Source organism: Polaromonas sp. P4_F9 (assembly GCF_056401235.1).
Genome location: NZ_JBFUJT010000005.1, coordinates 46,780 through 67,810, shown reverse-complemented (window position 1 = coordinate 67,810; position 21,031 = coordinate 46,780). Strand labels below are relative to the sequence as shown.

Genomic DNA, 21,031 nt, shown 5'->3' with positions numbered 1-21,031 from the left:
CCACCATGAAGCCGATTCGAGCCCTTGAATCCACCCACTCAGGCCACTTTTCCCGCCGACAGGTTTTGCAGGCTACGGCGGCGACAGTTGCCGCGCCCTGGACGCTGGCGCGAGCCGCCGGCCAGATTGCGGGCGGCAAAACCATCACGCTGGTGGTGTCCTATGCGGCAGGCGGCGGTGCCGACTTGATGGCGCGCCTGATTGCCCCGAAACTGGCTGAAGCCCTGGGGCAGACTGTGGTGGTCGACAACAAGCCCGGCGCCAGCGGCCAGATTGCGGCGGGACAGGTGGCGCGGGCCATGCCTGACGGTACCCAGTTGCTGTTGGATGCCTCGTCTTTTGCGGTGAATCCGGCGCTCTTTCCCAAGCTGCCTTATGACTCGGACAAGGCCTTCACGCCGCTGGCGGTGTTGGCACTGTTTCCCAATGCGCTGGTGTGCACGCCCGGTTTTGAAGCCAAAAACGTGAAGGACCTGATCCGGATGGCCAAGGCCAAACCGGGGCATATTTCGTACGCGTCATCGGGCAATGGGTCGGCCCAGCATTTGGCGGGGGCTCTGTTTGAAGACCGTGCCGGTGTCAGCCTGGTTCATGTGCCCTACCGTGGCGGCGGACCCGCCATGAACGATGTCATGGCAGGCCAGGTACCGCTGTTTTTTGCCAATGTAGCGTCTTCGCTGGGGCAGATTCAGTCGGGCCGCCTGCGTCCGCTGGCGGTGACGAGCCGCCGCCGCACGCGCGCCTTGCCCGACATTCCGACCATGGAAGAAGCCGGTGTGTCCGCATATGAGGTGCTGGAATGGAACCCGGTATTGGCACCCGCCGGGATGGACCCCAAAGTTAAAACCACTCTGGTGGCTGCCTTGCGCAAAGCGATGGCAGACCCTGAGGTGCTGGGTCGCATCCGTGCCTTGAGCGGCGAGGTGTTTCCTGACGGTCCGGATGGTTTGGTGCCCGCTTTTCTCAAGGCACAGCAGGCACAGTGGGGGCGGGTTGTGAGCGACCGCAAAATCACGGTAGGTTGACATCAATGCCCGGTGATGTTGTAGAGGTGCTTGCAGCGGGCTGGGATAGCCATGTCCATGTGTTTGACGGTGACGCCAGCGTGGCGCCTGGCCACTACAAGCCGGTGCACCGGCCGCTGGCCGACATTGAGGCGCTGGCGCAGGGTCATGGCGTTGGTCATCTGGTGCTGGTACAGCCCAGTGTTTATGGCACCGACAACACGGTGCTGCTGAATGCCCTGCGTGCCGGCAAGGGGCGGCATCGCGGTGTCGTGGTGCTGGCGCCATCGGCTGACGATGCGGCGCTTGAAGCCATGCATGCGCTGGGTGTTCGGGGCGTGCGCTTTAATCTGGTCTCTCCAGTGGGAGACAGCCTGAATGGGCTGAACGGCCAGGCCACGTCGAACAGCTTTCAGGCGTTGGCCCCCCGCTTGCATGCACTCGGCTGGCACGTGCAGTGGTACGCCCGCCCGGAGGATTTGTCCGCCATCGCGGCCCTGCATGCCACCAGCCCGGTGCCAGCCGTGCTTGATCATCTGGCGGGCCTGCATGCGGGCCTGCCCTCAGGCCATGCGGCCTGGCAGTCGTTGGCGCAACTGGCGGAGCTGGGCGCCTGGGTCAAGCTGTCGGGCTGGTACCGCCTGCATGCCGCATCGCCTTATGAGGCACTGGATGATTCGATCCGGAGAGTGGCGCAGCTGTTTGAAGGGCGCATGGTCTGGGGCTCGGACTGGCCGCACACGGCTTTCGCATCGGATGCCATGCCGGCTTACGCGAGTACGTGGGAGCCCGTGGCGCGTGCCCTGTCTGCGGCGCAAAAAAGCCATGCATGGGAGCGGGCGCCCTCGATGCTGTATGCCTGAGTGGCTCCTGGCGCGGCAACGGGCGTGGAGTGGCTTAAAATCACAGGTTAAGCCATTTTTAACCGGAGTCTTCCATGCCTAAAAAAATCAGAGTCGAAGCCGACATCTGCGCCCCCAAGCCAATCCCTCCCAAGGGCTACACCATCACCTCTGGCCGCGGCCAGAAGATCAGCCTGGAGCGCGGCACATCCACCCGCAGCAAGAAGAACCCCGGCAAGCGCCCCAAAAAAGGCGGCTAAGCCCTCCCGTTTTTCCCGAGGTCTGGTTAACAGGCTAGCAGCCGGTTGCTTCTGCCCAGTGCAGAGCCCGGCTTTATTTTTTGGGGTGCAGCCGGAGTGTGTGTTTGGCCGTGGCAGCACAGCTGGCCGATTCCGCTTTGGCGGCTACCAAGAAGGCATACATCGGCTCCAGCGGCTGGCGTACGCTGGCTGGGACTTCTCTTGAGGGTGGAGGGGGTGTGTTTGCCTGCCAAATGTTGCCTCACAGACCAACTATTCGACCGAACGAAAAAGCTTTTTGGAGCCTGCACCCGTTCACATATTGCGCCGGTACTGCCCACCCACCTCAAACAGCGCATTGGTGATCTGCCCCAGCGAGCAAACCCGCACGGCCTCCATCAGTACCTCAAACACGTTGTTGTTCTCAATCACCGCTTTCTGCAGGCGTTTGAGCATGGCGGGCGATTCGCTGGCGTGGCGCTGCTGGAACTCTTCCAGCCGTTTGAGCTGGCTCTGCTTTTCCTCGTCGGTGCTGCGGGCGAGCTCCAGCTTGTCCTGCACGGCGTCGCCGTGCGGGTTGCGGAAGGTGTTGACGCCGATGATGGGCAGCTCGCCGGTGTGCTTGAGCATCTCGTAGTGCATGGACTCGTCCTGGATACGGCCGCGTTGGTAGCCGGTTTCCATCGCGCCCAGCACGCCGCCGCGCTCGGCGATGCGCTCGAACTCCAGCAGCACGGCTTCTTCCAGCAACTCGGTCAGCTCCTCGATGATGAACGCGCCCTGTGAGGGGTTTTCGTTCTTGGCCAGGCCCCATTCGCGGTTGATGATGAGCTGGATGGCCATGGCGCGGCGCACCGACTCCTCGGTCGGCGTGGTGATGGCCTCGTCGAAGGCGTTGGTGTGCAGGCTGTTGCAGTTGTCGTAGATCGCGATCAGCGCCTGCAGCGTGGTACGGATGTCGTTGAACTGGATTTCCTGCGCATGCAGGCTGCGGCCCGAGGTCTGGATGTGGTATTTGAGCTTCTGGCTGCGCTCGTTGGCGCCGTATTTTTCCCTCATCGCCACGGCCCAGATACGGCGCGCCACGCGGCCCATCACGGTGTACTCCGGGTCCATGCCGTTGGAAAAGAAGAAGCTCAGGTTGGGCGCGAAGTCGTCAATATGCATGCCGCGCGCCAGGTAGGCTTCGACAAAGGTGAAGCCGTTGGACAGCGTGAAAGCCAGCTGCGAAATGGGGTTGGCACCGGCTTCGGCGATGTGGTAGCCGCTGATGGACACCGAGTAGAAGTTGCGCACGTTGTGGTGCACGAAGTACTGCGCAATGTCGCCCATTACCTTCAGGCTGAACTCGGTCGAGAAGATGCAGGTGTTCTGGCCCTGGTCTTCCTTCAGGATGTCGGCCTGCACGGTGCCGCGCACGTTGGCCAGCACCCATTCGCGGATCTTGGCCGCTTCGGTGTCGGTGGGCTCGCGGCCGTTGTCGGCCTTGAACTTTTCCAGGTTCTGGTCGATGGCGGTGTTCATGAACATCGCCAGGATGGTCGGCGCCGGGCCGTTGATGGTCATGCTCACGGAGGTGCTGGGGCTGCACAGGTCAAAGCCGCCGTAGAGCACCTTCATGTCGTCCAGCGTGGCGATGCTGACACCCGAATTTCCGACCTTGCCGTAGATGTCGGGGCGCACGGCGGGGTCGTTGCCATACAGCGTGACCGAGTCAAAGGCGGTGGACAGGCGCTTGGCGGCCATGCCCGAACTGAGCAGCTTGAAGCGTGTGTTCGTGCGGAAAGGGTCGCCTTCGCCGGCGAACATGCGGGTCGGGTCTTCGCCCTCGCGCTTGAAGGCGAAGGTGCCGGCCGTGTAGGGGTAGCTGCCCGGCACGTTGTCGAGCATCAGCCACTGCAGCGTTTCGCCGTGGTCTTCGTACTTGGGCAGGCAGACCTTGCGGATGGGGGTGCCCGACAGGGATTTGGTGATCAGGGCGGTGCGGATTTCCTTGTCGCGGATCTTCACCACGTATTCATCGCCGGCATAGGCTTTTTGCATGTCGGGCCACTGGGCCAGCAGGTGGCGGGCGTCGGCGTCCATGCTGGCTTTGCGCTGGCCCGCCAGGTCGAGCGCGGCCTCTGCGGCAGGCGCCCGCTCGGGTTTGTCGAGCTTGAGCATGGTGGCGGCGGCCTGCAGCTGCTGGACTTCGCGCGCCAGCCTGGCCTGTTCGCGCGCCCGTTTCTTGTAGCCGCGCACCGTGTCGCTGATTTCGGCCAGGTAGCGCGTACGGGCGGCGGGCACCACCGGCGTCTGGTTGGTGCTGTGGCGAACCTCCACCGCCGGCAGGCCGCCCGGCTCCAGCGCAAGGCCCAGCGCGGCCAGCCGCGGTTTGAGCGCCTGGTACAGCGCGGTCACGCCGTCATCGTTGAAGCGTGCGGCCATGGTGCCAAAGACCGGCATCTGGTCGGCTGGCGTGGTCCAGGCTTCCTTGTTGCGCTGCACCTGCTTGGAGACATCGCGCAGGGCATCGAGCGAGCCCTTGCGGTCGAACTTGTTGATGGCCACAAACTCGGCAAAGTCCAGCATGTCGATTTTTTCGAGCTGGCTGGCCGCGCCGAACTCGGGCGTCATCACGTACATGGGCACATCGACGTGCGGCACGATGGCGGCATCGCCCTGGCCAATGCCGGAGGTCTCGACGACGATCAGGTCAAAGCCGGCGGCCTTGCAGGCGGCAATCACCTCCGGCAGCGCCTTGCTGATCTCGCTGCCGAATTCGCGGGTGGCCAGAGACCTCATGAAAACGCGTTGACCGCTGTCGGCGTTCTTCTGGCCGGCTAGGGAATTTTTCGACGGGCCGCCCCTAGGAGAATTAGCCCCTCCTTCAAGTGAAAGGGGCAGCGCAACGCCGGAGGCACGCGAAGCGACAAGTGTGGGGGCCTGTGTCACAGTCCAGGGATTGATGGCATTCATGCGGATGCGGTCGCCCAGCAGGGCGCCGCCGCTTTTGCGGCGCGAGGGGTCAATGCTGATGACGGCCACGCGCAGCTGGTCGTTCTGGTCCAGCCGCAAACGGCGAATCAGTTCGTCAGTCAGTGATGACTTGCCGGCGCCGCCGGTGCCGGTGATGCCCAGCACCGGTATCTTTTTGGTGGCAGCCTGCGCCCGCAGGGCCTCGACCAGGGCCGGGTCGGCCTTGTCGTTTTCCAGTGCCGTGATGAGCTGCGCCAGCGCCCGCCAGTTCATCTCGCCATGGCCTTCAATGGCATGGACGTCCTTGGGGGCCAGGCCGGTCAGGTCCTTGTCGCAGCGCATCACCATCTCGCCGATCATCCCTGCCAGCCCCATCTTCTGGCCATCCTCGGGGCTGTAGATGCGCGCCACGCCATAGGCATGCAGCTCGCGGATTTCGGGCGGAACGATCACGCCGCCGCCGCCGCCAAAGACCTGGATGTGCTGCCCGCCGCGGCTTCTCAGCAAATCCACCATGTACTTGAAATACTCCACATGCCCGCCTTGGTAAGAGCTGATGGCAATGCCCTGTACGTCCTCCTGCAGGGCGGCCGTCACCACTTCGTCTACGCTGCGGTTGTGGCCGAGGTGAATCACCTCGGCGCCCATGCCTTGCAAAATGCGCCGCATGATGTTGATAGCGGCATCGTGACCGTCAAACAGCGAAGCCGCCGTGACAAAACGCACCTTGTGCGTGGGACGGTAACTGGCCAGTGCCTTGTATTCTGCTGACAGATCGGTCATGAGTGGTCTCCGGGGTTGGCGCATATCAGGCGCCAATGATCTTGATTGAGCGTGATTGACGTTTACGTAAACGTCAATCTTACCGTTTCGCGGGATGCCGTCAAGTTTTCGCCTTCATGGTGCGCCTTTGGGGGCGGGCCATGAGGAAGAAAAAAGGGCGCTTGCGCGCCCTTGATTCCCGAACGGCCACTGTGGCCGGTGCTTATCCACCATAAAGGTATTTCGGCAGCCAGAGTGTCAGCCCAGGCCAGATGTACATGAACACCATGCACAGGATCACGATGAGCATGTAAGGCATCATGCCCGCGAATATCTGGTTGATCGTCACATGCGAAGGCGACACCCCTTTCAGGTAAAAGGCCGACATCGCGACTGGTGGCGAGAGGAAGGCCGCCTGCAGGTTGACGAACACCAGCACACCCCACAGCATCGGGTCGATCTGGAAGTGTTGCAGCAGCGGCAGGAAGATCGGTACAAAAATCACGATGATCTCGGTCCACTCCAGCGGCCAGCCCAGCACGAAGATGATGGCCTGCGACAGCAGCAGGAACTGCATTGGCGACAGGTCCATGGACAGCACCCATGTCTCGACCAGGCGTTGGCCACCCAGAATCGCAAACACGGCCGAGAACAACGCCGAGCCGACAAACAGCCAGCACACCATGGAGGTGGTCTTGGCGGTCAGGAACACCGCTTCCTTGATCTTCTGGAAAGTCAGCGACTTGGCCTGCCAGGCCATCAGGAAGGCGCCAGCCGCCCCCACCGCCGCCGATTCGGTGGCAGTGGTGATGCCGAACAGGATCACACCCAGCACGACAAAGGTCAGTATTCCCAGCGGGGCGACCGAGTGGATCAGCATGGAGACAATCTCATACTGCTCGGCGTCGAACTTCCAGTAGTAGTAGCCCAGCAATGCCAGCGTCATGACGCTGGCAATCAGAAAACCGTAATAGAACTCCTGGGGCACCGGCTCGGTTTTATGGACGTCGGTCGCTTCCCCGCTGCCCATGTCTTGCAGAGGTTCGTCCTTTTCGACCTTTGCGGCGCCCGGCGCAGATCCGGGTGGCTCCGCGACCGCGCCAGAGTCGGGAGGTGTTTGCAGGGCACCCTCGGCTGGTGGCTCCTGCAAGGCACCCGCATCTGCTGGCGGCTCCTGCAGCCCGCCCCCTGCGTCAGGCACTTGGGGTGCTTGTACTTCGGTGCCTGCGACCTTGGCCTTCTGCGCCAGCTGCGCAGCCGCGACGGGCGCCGGCTCGTCGCCCTGTTGCGAGTAGATGGTCACATACCACCAGATCGAGCCCAAGGTGACCACAGCCAGAATGACCGGCCCCAAAGCGCGCACCAGGGCGGCCAGCAGGCGCCACCAGTTCAGGTTCACGCCCTCGACGCCTTTGCGTAAAGCCTTGGCGGGCGAGAGCACCGCCGCCAGCAGCGCGGGCAGCATGAAGCGCGAATAGCTGGACGAGATATGCGCGACCCAGGGCGAGATCGTGGCCTTCATCTGCTCCGGCGGCAGCTTGGGCGCAATTTTTGGGTTGATCATGCACCAGCCGATCACATAGATCAGATACAGGAAGGCCAGAAAAAAGCCTGGAAACATGGCGGCGGCATACAGCTTGACGACCGACTGACCAGCCACGGCCGCATAGACGATGATCATCACCGAAGGCGGGATCAAAATACCCAGCGTGCCCCCGGCGGTGATGACACCCGCGGCCAGCCGCGTGTCATAGCCTGCGTTGAGCATGGGGCGCATGGCGATCACCCCCATCAACACCACCACCGCACCGACCAGGCCGCTGGCGATACCCCAGAAGGTGCAGATCACCAGCGTGGTCAAGGCCAGCGAGCCGGGCAAATTGCGGAAGGCGAGTTGAACGCTGTGGAACATTTTGTCCACGAGCGCGCCACGTTCCATGACGTAGCCCATCAGCACGAACAGCGGAATCGACAGCAAGACGTCATTGTTCATGGCGCCGAAGGCGCGCTGAACCATCAGGTCAAAAATCTTGTTGTCCAGCCAGGGTGTGGCCGGGTCGTAAAAGGCAACGAAGCCAAACATCATGCCCAGGCCCATGAGCGTGAACGCTGTGGGAAAGCCCATCATGATCACGACCACGATCAGGCACAGCATCGTCAAGCCGAGTGCAGCATTGCTCATCATCAACCCTTCATCCCTTTGGATTTCTCGATGGCCAGCCGCTTGGCTTCCTCATCAACATACTCGCTGCTCGCCAGCTGCTGCGCCACCACATCAGACTCCTGGGCATCCTTGAGTCGGGGCGTCCACTCGCCGGTTTTCAGGCAGACCAGGCAGCGGATGATTTCGGAGATACCCTGCATCAGCACCAGGGCGCCCGCCAGGGGAATCATGAATTTGAAGGGGTAAACCGGCAGGGGGTCCGCGTTGAAGGTCTGTTCGTGGATGGCCAGTGAATCCTGAAAATAGGTCCAGCCGGACCAGGTCAGGGCGGCAATGCCGGGCAGGAAGAACAACACGTAAAGAGCCAGATCGATACCGGCCTGGGTACGCGGCTTGAAACTGCCATAGAGGAAGTCGCCGCGCACATGACCGTCCTGGGCCAGGGTGTAGGCGCCGCCCATCATGAACAGGGTGCCGTAAAGCATGTTGCTGGCGTCGAAGACCCAGGCGGTTGGCGCATTGAGCGCATAGCGCTTGAAGACCTCGGCAACCACCAGCAGCATCAGCGCCACGATGAGCCAGGAAAAAGCCTTGCCCACCCAGGTGCTGATCTCGTCAGCCGTATGTAAAAGTGTTTGGACTTTCATCATTTTCTTTTTTAAAAAAACAAACCAGCCACCCGGTTCCCCGATGTGGCTGGCATGGTCAGCTGACCCGTTGCTGGTCAGGCCTTTTTCTGGCCCTTTGCGAAATAGTGGTTGTAGGCCATCTTGAAATCAACCATGTAGTCGTTCTGCCACTGGCCGGCACGCTCGGCATAGGCGCGCTGCGATTCAATCACCTTCTTGAACAGCGGGTTCTCGCCGCCCTTCTTCTCGATGATCTTGTCCCACGAAACCAATTGGGCCTTGAGAATGGAGTCGGGCGTCTTGTAGAACTTGATGCCCTGCTTCTTGAGCTCAATGTAGTCCTTGGAGTTGCGCTCGATTGCCTTCCAGCTCATGTCCGCGCTGGCGGCCTGCACCGCATAGTCGATGATGGACCTCAGCTCTTGCGGCAGTGCGTTGTACTTGCCCTTGTTGAAGAGAATCTCGAACTGCTCGCCGCTCTGGTGGAAGCTTTGCAGCATGCAGTTCTTCGCCACATCGGGGAAGCCCAGGATGCGATCGGAGGTGGCGTTGTTGAACTCGGCGCCATCGATCAGGCCGCGGTCCAGCGCCGGCACGATCTCGCTACCGGGCAACGGGTTAACGGCAGCGCCCATGTCGGTGTACATGTCAACCGCCAGGCCTACGGTACGGAACTTGACGCCCTTCATCTGCGCGACGTTGGAGATCGGCTTCTTGAACCAGCCGAAGGGTTGCGTGGGCATGGGGCCGTACAGGTAGGACACCACGTCCATGTTGAGCGACTTGTAGATTTCCTCCAGCAGGGCCTTGCCGCCGCCATAATTGTGCCAGGCCAGGACCATGTTGGGGTCCATGCCGAAAGCCGGGCCGGAGCCCCACAGCGCAAGCGCTGACTGCTTGCCGTAATGGTAGGCCACCACACCGTGGCCGCCATCGAGCGTGCCCTTGTTGACGGCTTCCAGCAACTGGAATGCAGGCACGACCGCCCCTGACGGGAGTACCTCGATTTTCAGTTTTCCGCTGGCCATGTCGTTGACTTTTTTCGCAAAGTCGTTGGCGAACTCATGAAAGATGTCCTTGGCCGGCCAGGTGCTCTGGAAACGCAGCGTGGTGGTGGTTTGCGCGGTCGCCAGCATGGGGGCGGACATGGCACCAGCGCCGGCGGCCATCGCCGCGCCCTTGAGCAGGCTGCGGCGGCGAGGGGTTTTGGTATCGGTCATCAACGTGTCTCCTGTTGTAAAAACATTACCTACCTAAGCATCATTTGCCATTGATTGGCTGCGGGGAAGAGGGTTTTTACCGACAGTAAGCCCGTTGATTGCCTCTGATTAGGTTCAAAGTGCTTTCCGGTCTTATGCGGAGGCCGTCAGCTTTTTGTCAACCTTCAGATTTTTGAGCCCCGGAACGGGTGGCGGGAAGCGCAGGTTCAACTGCTGCAGCCTGTTGCGCACCAGCGTGGCGATCATGAGGTTGCGATGGGTTTTGGAGTCGGCCGGCACCACCGTCCACGGCGCCCACGGCGTGCTGGTGGCGTTCAGCAGGTCCTGGTAGGCGCGCTGGTAAAGCTTCCACTGCTTGCGTACCTGCAAATCATCCATACTGAACTTCCAGTGCTTGGTGGGGTCGTCAATGCGCTCCTGCAGCCGCTGGCCCTGCTCCTCAAAGCTGATGTGCAGCATGAATTTCAGGATCACCGTACCGGTTTCGCTGAGCATGCGTTCAAAGTCGTTGATGTGCTGATAGCGCTGCAATGTCTGCGCCGGCGTGATCCAGCGATTGACGGCCGGCACCAGCACATCTTCGTAGTGGCTGCGGTTGAACAGCATCATCTCGCCGGCGCCCGGCGCCCTCTGGTGAATGCGCCACAGGTAGTCGTGCGCGCGCTCGTCTTCGGTGGGGGCCTTCCAGGAGGTCGTGTGCACGCCCAAGGGGCTGATGCGCCCGAACACGCCACGCAGCGTACCGTCCTTGCCGGAGGTGTCGGTGCCCTGCAGGACCACCAGCAGCTTGTGGCGTTTGTCTGCATAAAACAGGTTCTGCAGTTCATCGAGCTCCAGGGCCAGGGCTTCGACCGCCGCCTTGTCGCGCTGTTTGTCCCCGCTGGAAAACGGCTGGGCCGACGGGTCGAAATCGGCCATGGCACTACCCCTGGCTCCCTTGGCTGGCTTGGCCCTCTTGCCATCCGCTGCCGTGCCTGCCACGGGCGGCTGCCATTGGGCCATGATCTGGGCCAGGGACTTGGGCGTCATGCGTGAGTTGGCACGGGGGCGGGTCGAGGGCATCGTGGTCTCCGGTGGTAGCGGTGGTCGTTCGCCGTGAAGCAGATTCTGCACCGCGTCCGGCGTTCATGCCGCATCCGCCGGTGCATCGCCGGCGCATTTCACCCCGTCACCCATGCGGTTGGCGCCGGGAGAATAAACTTGATTTGAATGCTCGCCCAGCCCGGCATCCTGCCTGGGCGGGCCGTGCAGAATAGATCAATAGACATAAAACACAGGAGTTCCGCCATGAATACCGTTGCCGCATCGAATGCTTCCACGTCACCTCAGGTCCGGCCAGCATCGGGCTATGCCGGCGATATTCCGGTGCAGCTTGCCTATCAATGGATGCAGTCGGGCGAAGCGGTCCTGGTGGATGTGCGCACCGACGCCGAGCGCGAATGGGTGGGCTACGTGCCTGGCGCCATTGCCCTGGCCTGGAAACAGTGGCCCGGCATGGCCATGAATCCCCATTTTGACGAAGGTCTGAAAAGCGCGGTGCCGGCCGGCAAGAAAGCCGTGCTGCTGTGCCGCAGCGGCGTGCGTTCCATCGCTGCCGCGAAACGGGCGACCGAGTTGGGCATAGAGGCCTACAACATCCTGGAAGGCTTTGAGGGTGATGCCGATGAACAGGCGCAGCGGGGTCGAAAGGGCGGCTGGCGATTTCGGGGTTTGCCCTGGCGGCAAAACTGAGCGGGCGTGCCGGGCGCGTTGCGAAGAATCTGAAGGAGCGTGAAGGAGTTCACAAAAGGCGCCTGGAAAGCGTGGCGCAAGCACAACTTTTTGTGACACAAATTGCAGGAGTGAGGTGTTGATTTCTGCTCGACTGTAAGTCGATAGTTAACAAAAAAACCGACTGAACAGCCAGTCTGGGGCCGCACCCTGTCAGTTCTGACAGGGGAGGGGACGTATCAATTTGTGATAGCGCTTTCAATGGGGTTTCTTTACCAAGGAGCGACCCCATGCAAGTTCTTGAACGCAAGCCAGACCTTTCCCCCAAGATCTATCGTGAACCACCGCTGCTGCCGGGCCTGCGCGAGCGTCTGGACAAGCAGTTCATGCCGCACTGGAACACTCAGTGGGGTGGCAAGTGCATTCTGCACGGACGCAACCCGGGACCCGACTCTATTCGGCTCGATGGCAACGATTACCTCAACATCTCCGGGCACCCCGAGATCGTCAGCGCGCAGATTGCCACTTTGCGCCGCGACAACGACAGCGTGATCCAGTCGGGCGCCTTCCTGCTCGATGCGCATCCTTCCCGCCGGCTGGAGGCGTCCATGGCCGCGTGGATTGGCAAGGAGGATGGCTTCATCTGCCAGTCCGGCTATGCCGCGAACGTCGGTTTGCTGCAGGCCATCGCCGACGAGAAGACGCCGGTGTACCTCGACACCCTGGCCCATACCTCGCTGTGGGAGGGCGTGCGTGCCGCGCGCGCCCCGGCCCATCCGTTTCGTCACAACGACCCGGCCCACCTCTCGCGCATGATTGCCCGCAACGGGCCTGGCGTGGTGGTGGTGGATTCGGTGTACAGCACCACGGGCGCCCTGTGCCCGCTGGTGGAAATGGTGGAGGTGGCAGAGGAGCACGGCTGCACCATCCTCGTTGATGAGTCGCATTCGCTGGGCACCCACGGCCCGCAGGGGGCCGGCCTGTGCGCCGAGCTCGGGCTGGTGGACCGCGTGCATTTCATCACCGCCAGCCTGGCCAAGGCCTTCGCGGGACGGGCCGGCTTCTTCACGGTGCCGGCGGAGTTGCGCTACTACGTGCTGCACCACAGCTATCCCAATATCTTCAGCTCCTGCCTGCTGCCCCATGAAATCGCCGGACTGGCGGCCACGCTGGATGTCATTCGCGCCAGTGACGAGGCGCGTGAGCGCTTGCACACCAACACGCAGCGACTGCGTGCCAGCTTGTCGGACATGGGATACCCGATTCACCAGGGCAGCCAGCAGATCATTTCGCTGGAGGCCGGGACCGAGCCGGACACCATGGTGCTGCGCGACCGGCTCGAGGAGCGCCAGCTGTTCGGTGCCATCTTCTGTGCGCCGGCCACCAGCCGCAACCGCGCCATGGTCAGGCTGACGCTCAATGCCGGCCTGACAGCCTCGGAGCTGGACCGGATCGAAAAGGTGGCGCGGGAAGTGGCGCCGCTCGTCAAACCCTGGGACTGGCCGATTGCGCGGCGTGCGCGCGCCGGCCAGGCTGAAATCTAGTACTCCGACCCAGAAATATCGAAACATGAAAGCGCGCCTTCGAACCCATGCCGTCGTTGCAAATCCTCGCCATGGCTACGGCTATGTCTGCGGTTTGCGCCTAGGCCTGGGTCCGAATCCATCGCTTTCATTGTGCTCCGATACCTCTGTGTCAAAGTACTAGTGGACTGTAACGGAAGAAAGAGAGTGGACATTTCCCTCTGTAGAGCACTTTCGATTCAATCGTTACAGTCCACTAGTCCAGCAGTTTTCTCTCGCCCCGGGTCGCTATGAAGCGCTCATGGCTGTTCATGAACCCCGGGCTGAGGGCCTCGTCGACCGAAAAAAGAGCGGCGTAGAGGAGGGGCGGCTCGGAAGCGATGGCAAATGCCTGGCGGGGCTGGGGTGGCTGGCTGGCCCCCAGCGCCAGTTGCAACTCGAGGTCGATGAGTTTTTTTCCGGTCCGGATGTCCTGGACCGTCGGCGCGTCCCAGCCCTGGGATTCAGCCATTTCCGCGAGTTCCGGCAGGTTTTCGGCCGGCTCCAGCTGCAGCCAGCTCACACGGCCTTTGGCGTCCAGTGCGAGCACGCCAAAAGGCGCGCCGATCACGACGTGTTCCACCCAGCCCTGCCTGAGCACCAGGCTTTCCAGCTCCTGGGCGATGGATGGGGCGCACAGCAGCGCGTGTTGCTCACGCGTCAGGGTGGCACGCCAGGTCTGCTGATGCCGTGGATCGGGAAGGCGGCGCAGGCCCTGGATGGCGTCGGTCAGGCGCAGGCGGATGCCAGGGGCCTGTTTGGGGATGAACTGCTCGATCAGCCCGCGATTGAATGCCGAGACGGCCAGTTGCTCGTCCGCCCGGCCGGTGAGCAGCACGCGCGCGCCCGACCAGCCGTTCAGCTCGCTCAAAACGCGCAGTCCACTCATGGCCGGCATGGAATAGTCCACCACGCATACCCGGGTGAAGGCAAAGCGTGCCGTGCCGTCCTCACGCCAGTACTGCAGAATTTGTGGAAGCAGTGCGGCGCCCTCGCGCCAGCGGTTGATGATTTCCTGCTGGCGCCATGCGTCCGCTTCCCACAGGGGGGGCTCCTGCATCAACGTGTCGATGCAGCCCACCGGCCGCAGGAACAGCTGCACGTGCCAGTCAGGGGGCATGACTTGCGCCAGCATTTCGAGGTAGTCCGGATCATCGTCCAGAAAGACAACGCCGCCCGGGCGGCGATAGAGTGCAAAGGTCATGGTTGTCGGGTTTCTCGGGTTGTCAAATTCAGCCCTGTATAGGTGCTTGCCAGGGGCAACTCAATGGTAAAAATTGCACCGACGGCAAACTCTGATTTCACATGAATCTTGCCGCCTGCACTTTGCACCACCTGCTGGCAAAAAGCCAGTCCAAGGCCGTGGCCGGTGCCGCGGTTGCTGGAGAAAAAAGGTTTGAATATCTTGGCCTGCAGGGCGGGGTCAATCCCCATGCCATCGTCGGCCACCACGATGCGGCCGCGGTTGCGCGCCACGCCGACCTCGATGCGCAGCGCGCCATGGGGGTATTTCGAGTCGGCCGCCATCAGGGAGTGCAGCGCATTCTTGATCATGTTGTCAAGCACCTGGGAAAACTGCGTGAAGGAAGCGCGGAATTCGAAGTCGGTGCGGATGAGTACCTGCACGCATTCCCGCTGGCGCGTGGACTGGTAGGGGTAGTTGCTGGTGACCTCGTTGACCAGCTTGCTGGCCAGAATGCGCTGGTCGTAGCGCGGCAGCTGCAGCAATTTGGCATTGGCAATCTGGGTGTCGATCTGGTGGTTCATGTGGCGCACCAGGCCGTGCAGGCGCACCGCCAGCTTTTCGAATTGCTGCGCCCTCGGGTGATCCGGCTGGCGCTCGATCTCCAGCTGGATCGCATCCCCGATCAGCGCCGCCGTTGACAGTGGCGTGCGCAGCTCATGCGCCATGATGCCGATGGTCGTCAGTGTGTGGGCCAGGTGCTCACGCCGCAGGTTGGCCGACGACAGCCCGAGCAGCATGGCGCAGCCCCAGCTGAAGGCGATCACCACGGCATCGACGGCGCCCAGGTTGGCGAGGCCAGCGAGGGGTGCGCCCAGGTGGGGCAGCCAGCTGAGCAGGCCCCAGGCCACCAGCGCGCCGCTCACGGTCCCCACGGTGGCGATGCGCCAGTCGGTCAGGTGGTAATAAATCAGGATCATCGCGCACATGCTCGACAGCCAGACCATGCCGCCGGCATTGTTGAGGTACATCCAGCTGAAGAAGAAGGGAAGTTCAATCCAGGTGATCACCGGAACGATCACGCGCGTGAGCGGGCTGGAAAGATCGCTGATCACCGGCGGAAGCATCAGGACCCCGGCCAGCGCGCTCATCACGCCGCGCAGCCAGGCGTTTTCGTAAGGCTGAATCAACCAGCTGGACCAGATCCAGCCGAACAGCGGATTGCCGAGCAGCAGCGACAGGCCGAGCAGGCGCAGCCGCCACGGCGATGGGTGCAGAATCGGCTCCAGGGGCGAGGGTACCCCGTGCGCAATAAGATGCCGGGAAAGCCATGGTGGGACACGAGATTTTCTCAAGTGCAGAAGATCTCCGGCGAAACTTGTGAGCTGACCAGGAATGCGTTTGGCATTTGCCTGTATTGTCCCTGTTTTGTTTTAGGCAAGCGAATGCAACTACCTGCTAACTTTGACAGTGTCAACCTGGACGGCGTGATCAGCGACTGGCTGTGTGCCCTGCGCGAGTTTTCGGTGGAGGCCCTGATGGTGCTGGGTCCGGATCCCTTTGGCGGCCAGGAGGATAGGCTGGTGCTGGCTTTGCACCCGCCGCGCTTGCTGGATGCGGCCGAGGCGCTGGCGGAGAGCCGGGACTTCGGTGCGCCCTGGCGGGACTCCGATGCTCCGCTCGTGGCCTGGCAGGACATTTCAAGGTCCGCCTTCGAAAACCTGGGCCGCTGGCGCAGGCTCTGGCTGGGCCATGGCTACCAGAGCGTCGTGCGCATCGCGTTTCCGCTGACCGTGGGGCGCGCGTTCGAATGCTATCTTTTCAGCCCGCGCCAGTGGCATGACCGCAGCGAGGCGGCATTGCTTGCCTGGTCGGCACTCAATATCTGGCCTTTGCTCAAGCGCGTGCTGGCCGAAGCGCGCAGCCCCCTGAGTCCGCGCGAGCTGGAATGCCTGAGCCTGGCCTTTCAGGGCAGGACGGCGCGCGAAAGCGGCGACATCCTCGTCTGCAGCGAACGCACCGTGAACTTTCACCTCTCCAATGCGATGGCCAAGCTCAAGGTCGACAACAAGCTGGCGGCCATTCAGCGCGCCTGCTGGTTTGGCCTGATTTGAGGTCGGCGTCCCGGCAGGGCGCCTGGCGCCTACTGGTAAACCCTTTGACTTACAGGCGGCCGGGGTGTGGCAAATCTGTTCATAATCCAGCCAAATGACCTTTCTTGCGCTTGACGTGGGCAACACCCGCCTGAAATGGGCCCAGTACGAGGCCCCTGCCGTTGGCGCCAGACTGCTGGCGCATGGGGCGGTGTTTCTGGAAAACATCGACAAGCTCGCCGAGGAGGAATGGAGCGAGATGCCCCCGCCGACGCGGATTCTCGGCTGCATTGTGGCCGGCGACGCGATCAAGCGCCGCGTGACCGAGCAGATGGAACTGTGGGATGTGGCGCCGCGCTGGGTGGTGTCGAGCCCGCAGGAGGCGGGCCTGATCAACGGCTACGAGCATCCGGCGCGGCTGGGCGCTGACCGCTGGGTGGCCATGATCGGTGCGCACCATCGCTTGCTGGCACGCGGCGTCAGCAAGCCCTGCATCGTGGTCATGGTCGGCACGGCCGTGACGGTCGAAGCCATAGACGCCTCCGGCAAATTTCTCGGCGGCATCATCCTGCCCGGCCACGGCATCATGCTGCGGGCGCTCGAGTCCGGCACAGCCGGCCTGCATGTGCCGACCGGCGAAGTCCGCGACTTTCCCACCAACACCAGTGACGCGCTGACCAGCGGCGGGACCTTTGCGATCGCCGGCGCCGTGCAGCGCATGGTGGAAAACATCACGCGCCATTGCGGCGAGCCACCCGAGTGCATCATGACCGGCGGCGCGGGCTGGAAGATGGCGCCCAGCATGTCCGTCAAGTACGAACTGGTGGACAGCCTGATTTTTGATGGCTTGCTGGAGATCGCCTCGCGCCGCTTCGCCCCCTGATTCCGTTCCCAATTCCACGCGATATGTCGTTGCGGCCCCTTGCCGTGCTAAAGCACTGTCTGCGGGGCCGCGCCTAATCTCGCGCGGAATTGGAAACGGAATGAGCGGCCTGCGCAGCTGCCGTACAAGTCAAAATCCGTCACTCGCCCCAGGGCAGCATCAGCGTCACGATGGACAGCTTGGCAAACTCCGGCACAAACTCGTCAATGATGCGCTGCGGCTCGGGGCACAGCAGGCAGTCGGTGATCACGCCAAACTGCACACCGCCGCCGTAGCTGAGGATGGACACCCCCAGCCCCACGTCGCCCGACTGCGGCACCCAGAACATGCTTTGCTCCAGCGTGGCGCCGCAGAACTTGAGCTTTTCGCGCGGCCCCGGCACGTTGGTCATCACGGCCGTCGTCTTTTTGGAAAACAGGTTGAGCATCATGTCCTGCGCGGGCTTGATCAGCAGGCCCGCCACGGCCAGCAGGCTGAAGGCCAGCAACGGCTGGTAGCTGCCCTTCAGGGCCGCCATGCGGCGGCGCACTTCGTACACGCGCTCGACCGGGTTGTCCATGCCGATGGGGAGCACCAGCGGTACCAGGCCAAAGCGGTTGCCAAGCTTGTGGGCCTGCTCCATGGGGCGCAGGTTCACCGGCACCATGGCGCGGATTTCCTGGCCCGCCACATCGTCGCCGCAGGACTTGAGGTATTCACCAAGCGCACCCGCCACGCAGCTGAGCAGCACATCGTTGATGGAGCAGTTGAGCGCCTTGCCGACGGCCTTGACCTCGTCCAGCGGGATCGGCTGGCACCAGGCCACCTTCTTGGCTCCGCCGGGCTTGCCCTTGAGGCGGGTTTTGGCGTCGTCCGGCATCAGGGCCAGCGCGGCCGAGTCCGAGATCAGCTGGAGCAGTACCCTGGCCATGTCGAGCGAGCCGCTCACGCCTTTTTCCAGGCCTTGCGCCATGCCCTTTTTCGGATCGCCCAGCAGGCCCAGCGAACGGGCCGCCCCTTCACCGACGGCGCCCAGCGCCTTGACGGTGATGTCGGTGAAGGGCTTGAGCAGGGTGTCGGTGATCCAGTCTTCGGCGCTGCCGGTGCCGGCCGCCTTCCGGGGGCGCTCGGGCGGCGGTGCGCCGCCGTCGACCAGGGACATGGTCACCGAGATCAGCGCAATGCCGTCGGCAATGCAGTGGTGGATGCGCACGATCATGGCGCTGCCCTTCACGCCATCCGCACCCAGGTAGTCCTCGATCAGATGGATCTGCCAGAGCGGGCGCTTGCGGTCCAGCGGCTGGGCTGCGAGCTCGGCCACGCGGTCCTGCAGCGCTTCTTGCTGGTGGCCCTGCGCGGTGCTGGCGGATGGCGGCAGCTTTTCCAGCACCACATGCCTGGCAAGGTCAAAGTTCCGGTCGTTCACCCAGGTGGCGCCCGCCGCATCCTCGACCACGCGTTGACGGAAGCGGTCGTACTTGAGCAGGCTGCCCTCAATGCGCTCGCACACCGCGGCGTACTTGACGCCCGGCGCCAGCTGCCACACGCCGACAATCATCATGAGGTTGGCGGCGCTGTCCATGCGCAGCCAGGCAGTGTCGATCTTGCTCATGCGTTCGCCCGACAAACCCAGCGTGCCGGAGACGGCCCGCCTGAGATTGGCCTGAAGGTTTTTCTGAACGCTTCCAGCGCCTCCCTGAGCGCTTCCCTGAACGTCTTCCCGGGCACTGTCCTGAACCCTTGTTGCCACTTTCTGGGCGGCTTTCCTGCCAGTAGCCTGGGCGGTAACGCGTGTGACCATGAACTTTTCCAAAATGAATAAATCGGGCGAGCTTGCCAATTTTCCGCCGGGCCGTCACAAGAAAAATCAGCCTTCCTCGGAGGGCAGCGCATGACACGCGGTGAAAAGCGTGGAGGCAAGCCTCTATTTTGCGGGCAAGCGTGTGGCTAAGATACCGGGCAGTTACCCCAAGCACCATCTTTGGTGCCCCACTTCTAAAAACGGAGCACGCTTATGTCAGACCTGAAAGCCGCCTTTGAGAAGGCCATGGCCGATTCGAAAAACCTCAGCGAGCGTCCCGACAACGCCACGCTGCTGAAAATCTACGCCCTCTACAAGCAGGGCAGCGCGGGCGACAACACCGAGAAGAAGCCGGGCTTCGGCGACATGGTGGCCCGGGCCAAGTGGGACGCCTGGAACAGCCTCAAGGGAGCCTCGCAGGACGACGCGATGCAGCAGTACATCGACCTGATTGCCGAGCTGAGCTAAGCCCAATACGGTTCAGTGAGCACACCGCGTGCAGTGCCGATCATCTGCTTCCCCCGCTGGGGGAAGGCCGGGATGGGGGCTCACGGCGTGGGCGTCGGGCCGCCGTGCTTGGCTGGTCGCCGCAGGCCCCCACCCCAACCCTCCCCCAGCGGGGGAGGGAGTTTTACGGGTCCTTGACTGAACCATACTGGAGCTAAGCCCTCGACCAAGCGCCAGGAGTCACCCGGGACAAGCGTGGCTTGAGCCAAGCCGCAACCGCGCCGCGAAGGGCCGCCCCAAGCAAGCTCGGCCCCCGAGGGGCTGGAGCTTGCGGCCCCAAACCTGCTTGAGCAGGTTTGGACAGGCGACAGAGGTGAAGCGTCTCGCGAGCCGCGGCCTGCAAGGCCTCGCGCGCTACACGCAGTGAGCGAGCGTGGGGGCTCTTCATCCCAGCAGGGGCCGCGGGACTGGCTTTGCCAGACCGCAGGCGCAGCGGCCCCCTCGGGGGGCAGAGAGCTACACGCAGTGAGCGAACGTGGGGGCCCTATTTCTAGTCAGCCTTGATATTGGCCACTTTGACGATGCGTCCCCACATCTTGCGTTCGTTGCTACCCAGCGCATCCAGTTCCGTGCCATTCATGGCGATCGCCTTTGCGCCCTGTTCCTCGGCGCGCTTCCTGAAGTTGTCCGATTCGACCACCTGCCGGATGGCCAGGGAGAGGCGATTCTGCAGGTCCGCAGACACACCCGTCGGGCCGTAGACCGCAAACCAGGAAGACGCCACCAGCGGCACTCCCATCTCGGTCGCGGTCTGCACATTGGGCAGTGCGGCCAGTCGCGTGCGACCGGTCACCATCAGCGCTTTCAGCTTGCCGGCACGGATGTGCGGCAGCAGTGGCGGCGGCGTGGTGATGGTGCAGTCCACCGTGCCGGCCAGCAGGTCGTTCAGTGCAGGGCCCGTACCGCGGTAAGGGATGTGCACCATGAAGGTTTTGGTCAGGTCCTTCAGCAGCTCGGTCGTGACATGCTGCAGTGATCCGTTGCCGCTGGACGCGTAGTTGACCTTGCCGGGATTGGCTTTGACGTAGTTGAGAAAATCCGCGAAGTTGTCGGCCGGGAAATTAGCGCGTACCACCATCAGTTGCGGCGCGTCGATCAGATGGCCCAGCGGCTTGAGGTTGGTGGCCGGGTCAAAGCCGGCCACCGGCTGGATCAGCGGCGTGATGCACTGGTAACCTGAATACTGCACCAGCAGGCTGGTACCGTCGGCCGGTCCGCGCGCGACGGTCTGGCCGGCAATGTTGCCGTTGCCGCCGCCCCGGTTGTCCACGACGACCGAGGTCTGCAAAATCCGCCCCAGCGGTTCGGCCAGCATGCGCGCCGCGATGTCCGTGGTGCCGCCGGCCGCCGCGGGAACGATCAGGGTGACCGGCTTGCCTGCGAGCTGCGCGCGCACCGGGTTCAACCATGAGGCAGCGGCCAGGCCGGCAACGGTTACAAGGGTTCTGCGGGAAATGAAAGTCATTTTTGTCTCCTGGAATGGTGTTGTGAATGC

General features: G+C 62.8%; 17 protein-coding genes. 8 read left to right on the top strand and 9 right to left on the bottom strand.

Going from position 1 to position 21,031, the window contains the following annotated elements; genetic code table 11:
• The first annotated feature begins 5 nt into the window (after positions 1-5).
• The 3 genes from AC1DUB_RS06205 to AC1DUB_RS06195 all read left to right on the top strand — a co-directional run bounded on the left by AC1DUB_RS06205 (position 6) and on the right by AC1DUB_RS06195 (position 2,106).
• Positions 6-1,025, top strand: coding sequence for a tripartite tricarboxylate transporter substrate binding protein (locus tag AC1DUB_RS06205; RefSeq protein WP_477728769.1), 1,020 nt, complete (start codon positions 6-8; stop codon positions 1,023-1,025).
• 5 nt (positions 1,026-1,030) lie between these two features.
• Positions 1,031-1,867: an amidohydrolase family protein gene (locus tag AC1DUB_RS06200; protein ID WP_477728768.1), complete on the top strand. Its 837-nt coding sequence runs from the start codon at positions 1,031-1,033 to the stop codon at positions 1,865-1,867.
• A gap of 74 nt (positions 1,868-1,941) precedes the next feature.
• On the top strand, positions 1,942-2,106 hold the full coding sequence (locus tag AC1DUB_RS06195) for a hypothetical protein (protein WP_477720081.1): 165 nt from the start codon (positions 1,942-1,944) through the stop codon (positions 2,104-2,106).
• A 294-nt stretch (positions 2,107-2,400) separates the two neighbouring features.
• On the opposite strand, the gene icmF is transcribed toward AC1DUB_RS06195, so the two are convergent.
• From icmF to AC1DUB_RS06170, 5 genes are all read right to left on the bottom strand, one after another.
• Positions 2,401-5,826, bottom strand: coding sequence for a fused isobutyryl-CoA mutase/GTPase IcmF (icmF, locus tag AC1DUB_RS06190; RefSeq protein WP_477728767.1), 3,426 nt, complete (start codon positions 5,824-5,826; stop codon positions 2,401-2,403).
• Between the two features lie 202 nt (positions 5,827-6,028).
• The gene (locus AC1DUB_RS06185; RefSeq protein WP_477728896.1) at positions 6,029-7,987 is read right to left on the bottom strand and encodes a TRAP transporter large permease; all 1,959 of its coding nucleotides are present in this window, start codon (positions 7,985-7,987) and stop codon (positions 6,029-6,031) included.
• Between the two features lie 2 nt (positions 7,988-7,989).
• Positions 7,990-8,616, bottom strand: coding sequence for a TRAP transporter small permease subunit (locus tag AC1DUB_RS06180; RefSeq protein WP_477728895.1), 627 nt, complete (start codon positions 8,614-8,616; stop codon positions 7,990-7,992).
• A gap of 77 nt (positions 8,617-8,693) precedes the next feature.
• Complete coding sequence (locus AC1DUB_RS06175; protein ID WP_477728766.1) at positions 8,694-9,818, bottom strand: TRAP transporter substrate-binding protein; 1,125 nt, start codon at positions 9,816-9,818, stop codon at positions 8,694-8,696.
• Positions 9,819-9,950: 132 nt separating this feature from the next.
• Complete coding sequence (locus tag AC1DUB_RS06170) at positions 9,951-10,880, bottom strand: PPK2 family polyphosphate kinase (RefSeq protein ID WP_477728765.1); 930 nt, start codon at positions 10,878-10,880, stop codon at positions 9,951-9,953.
• A gap of 225 nt (positions 10,881-11,105) precedes the next feature.
• Here AC1DUB_RS06170 and AC1DUB_RS06165 point away from each other — a divergent pair, with 225 nt between their 5' ends.
• Positions 11,106-11,549 (top strand): rhodanese-like domain-containing protein, encoded by a 444-nt coding sequence (locus tag AC1DUB_RS06165; RefSeq protein WP_477728764.1) that lies wholly within the window; start codon positions 11,106-11,108, stop codon positions 11,547-11,549.
• 269 nt (positions 11,550-11,818) lie between these two features.
• Complete coding sequence (gene cqsA, locus AC1DUB_RS06160) at positions 11,819-13,072, top strand: alpha-hydroxyketone-type quorum-sensing autoinducer synthase (RefSeq protein ID WP_477728763.1); 1,254 nt, start codon at positions 11,819-11,821, stop codon at positions 13,070-13,072.
• A 235-nt stretch (positions 13,073-13,307) separates the two neighbouring features.
• Here cqsA and AC1DUB_RS06155 read toward each other — a convergent pair whose 3' ends face one another.
• A complete protein-coding gene (locus AC1DUB_RS06155) occupies positions 13,308-14,294 on the bottom strand; it encodes a response regulator (RefSeq protein WP_477728762.1) in 987 nt (328 codons plus the stop codon).
• The gene (locus AC1DUB_RS06150) at positions 14,291-15,628 is read right to left on the bottom strand and encodes a sensor histidine kinase (RefSeq protein WP_477728761.1); all 1,338 of its coding nucleotides are present in this window, start codon (positions 15,626-15,628) and stop codon (positions 14,291-14,293) included. Before AC1DUB_RS06150 ends, AC1DUB_RS06155 begins: the two co-directional genes overlap by 4 nt.
• Positions 15,629-15,718: 90 nt before the next feature.
• Here AC1DUB_RS06150 and AC1DUB_RS06145 point away from each other — a divergent pair, with 90 nt between their 5' ends.
• Both AC1DUB_RS06145 and AC1DUB_RS06140 read left to right on the top strand, forming a co-directional pair.
• Positions 15,719-16,387 carry a helix-turn-helix transcriptional regulator gene (locus tag AC1DUB_RS06145; protein ID WP_477720073.1) on the top strand — a complete coding sequence of 223 codons (669 nt, stop codon included), beginning with the start codon at positions 15,719-15,721 and terminating at the stop codon, positions 16,385-16,387.
• A gap of 94 nt (positions 16,388-16,481) precedes the next feature.
• Positions 16,482-17,249 (top strand): type III pantothenate kinase, encoded by a 768-nt coding sequence (locus AC1DUB_RS06140; RefSeq protein ID WP_477728760.1) that lies wholly within the window; start codon positions 16,482-16,484, stop codon positions 17,247-17,249.
• 139 nt (positions 17,250-17,388) lie between these two features.
• On the opposite strand, the gene AC1DUB_RS06135 is transcribed toward AC1DUB_RS06140, so the two are convergent.
• A complete protein-coding gene (locus tag AC1DUB_RS06135; RefSeq protein WP_477728759.1) occupies positions 17,389-19,029 on the bottom strand; it encodes a wax ester/triacylglycerol synthase family O-acyltransferase in 1,641 nt (546 codons plus the stop codon).
• Positions 19,030-19,242: 213 nt separating this feature from the next.
• Here AC1DUB_RS06135 and AC1DUB_RS06130 point away from each other — a divergent pair, with 213 nt between their 5' ends.
• Positions 19,243-19,497, top strand: a complete 255-nt coding sequence (locus AC1DUB_RS06130) for an acyl-CoA-binding protein (protein WP_477720070.1) — start codon at positions 19,243-19,245, stop codon at positions 19,495-19,497.
• Between the two features lie 529 nt (positions 19,498-20,026).
• Here AC1DUB_RS06130 and AC1DUB_RS06125 read toward each other — a convergent pair.
• Positions 20,027-21,001: a Bug family tripartite tricarboxylate transporter substrate binding protein gene (locus tag AC1DUB_RS06125; protein WP_477728758.1), complete on the bottom strand. Its 975-nt coding sequence runs from the start codon at positions 20,999-21,001 to the stop codon at positions 20,027-20,029.
• Between the last annotated feature and the right edge of the window lie 30 nt (positions 21,002-21,031).

What these genes read in the sequence shown, in the direction of transcription:
- AC1DUB_RS06165 (WP_477728764.1), top strand. Translation starts at nt 11,106, where the DNA reads ATGAATACCGTTGCCGCATCGAATGCTTCCACGTCACCTCAGGTCCGG.
- AC1DUB_RS06145 (WP_477720073.1), top strand. Translation starts at nt 15,719, where the DNA reads ATGCAACTACCTGCTAACTTTGACAGTGTCAACCTGGACGGCGTGATC.
- AC1DUB_RS06200 (WP_477728768.1), top strand. Translation starts at nt 1,031, where the DNA reads ATGCCCGGTGATGTTGTAGAGGTGCTTGCAGCGGGCTGGGATAGCCAT.
- icmF (WP_477728767.1), bottom strand. Translation starts at nt 5,826, where the DNA reads ATGACCGATCTGTCAGCAGAATACAAGGCACTGGCCAGTTACCGTCCC.
- AC1DUB_RS06170 (WP_477728765.1), bottom strand. Translation starts at nt 10,880, where the DNA reads ATGCCCTCGACCCGCCCCCGTGCCAACTCACGCATGACGCCCAAGTCC.
- AC1DUB_RS06130 (WP_477720070.1), top strand. Translation starts at nt 19,243, where the DNA reads ATGTCAGACCTGAAAGCCGCCTTTGAGAAGGCCATGGCCGATTCGAAA.
- AC1DUB_RS06175 (WP_477728766.1), bottom strand. Translation starts at nt 9,818, where the DNA reads ATGACCGATACCAAAACCCCTCGCCGCCGCAGCCTGCTCAAGGGCGCG.
- AC1DUB_RS06185 (WP_477728896.1), bottom strand. Translation starts at nt 7,987, where the DNA reads ATGAGCAATGCTGCACTCGGCTTGACGATGCTGTGCCTGATCGTGGTC.
- AC1DUB_RS06205 (WP_477728769.1), top strand. Translation starts at nt 6, where the DNA reads ATGAAGCCGATTCGAGCCCTTGAATCCACCCACTCAGGCCACTTTTCC.
- AC1DUB_RS06135 (WP_477728759.1), bottom strand. Translation starts at nt 19,029, where the DNA reads ATGGTCACACGCGTTACCGCCCAGGCTACTGGCAGGAAAGCCGCCCAG.
- AC1DUB_RS06155 (WP_477728762.1), bottom strand. Translation starts at nt 14,294, where the DNA reads ATGACCTTTGCACTCTATCGCCGCCCGGGCGGCGTTGTCTTTCTGGAC.
- AC1DUB_RS06195 (WP_477720081.1), top strand. Translation starts at nt 1,942, where the DNA reads ATGCCTAAAAAAATCAGAGTCGAAGCCGACATCTGCGCCCCCAAGCCA.
- cqsA (WP_477728763.1), top strand. Translation starts at nt 11,819, where the DNA reads ATGCAAGTTCTTGAACGCAAGCCAGACCTTTCCCCCAAGATCTATCGT.
- AC1DUB_RS06180 (WP_477728895.1), bottom strand. Translation starts at nt 8,616, where the DNA reads ATGAAAGTCCAAACACTTTTACATACGGCTGACGAGATCAGCACCTGG.
- AC1DUB_RS06125 (WP_477728758.1), bottom strand. Translation starts at nt 21,001, where the DNA reads ATGACTTTCATTTCCCGCAGAACCCTTGTAACCGTTGCCGGCCTGGCC.
- AC1DUB_RS06140 (WP_477728760.1), top strand. Translation starts at nt 16,482, where the DNA reads ATGACCTTTCTTGCGCTTGACGTGGGCAACACCCGCCTGAAATGGGCC.